General features: G+C 66.7%; 1 protein-coding gene. It reads right to left on the bottom strand.

All coding sequences use genetic code 11. The annotated features are described in order from the left end of the window. Window positions 1–502: cadherin-like domain-containing protein (locus tag AF337_RS33105; RefSeq protein ID WP_152971318.1), on the bottom strand; the 502-nt coding region annotated here is incomplete at both ends.

The following is a 502-nucleotide window of genomic DNA, read 5'->3' as shown; positions in this document are numbered from 1 at the left end:
CGTCATTGTTGTTGACGAGCGCGCCATGGTTGGCGGTGAGGCCTGAGACCGACAGCGGGTCGCCGTCGACATCGGAGAAGCCGGCCAGCAGGGCGGCGGCGCTGAAGGTGTAGGGCGTGTCCTCGCTGCCTGCCGCAAGCGTCGCCGCATTGCCGCTGAGGACCGGTGCGTCGTTGACCGCATCAAGCGTGAAGCTCTGGCTTGCCGGCAGACTGCCGCCATGGCCGTCGATGACGGTATAGCTGAGGCTGACCGGGCCGTTGTAGTTGGCATCCGGCGTGAAGGTCCAGCTGCCGTCATTGTTGTTGACGAGCGCGCCATGGTTGGCGGTGAGGCCTGAGACCGACAGTTGGTCGCCGTCGACATCGGTAAAGCCGGCCAGCAGCTCGGCGGCGCTGAAGGTGTAGGGCGTGTCCTCGCTGCCGGCTGCAAGCGTCGCCGCATTGCCGCTGAGGACGGGTGCATCGTTGACCGCCGCTAGCGTGAAGCTCTGCGTCGCCGG

The sequence above is a fragment of the Rhizobium ecuadorense genome (assembly GCF_001187535.1).
Classification (GTDB): Bacteria; Pseudomonadota; Alphaproteobacteria; order Rhizobiales; family Rhizobiaceae; genus Rhizobium; species Rhizobium ecuadorense.
The sequence above is the reverse complement of the archived record's forward strand: the minus strand, read 5'-3'. Positions and strand labels throughout refer to the sequence as shown.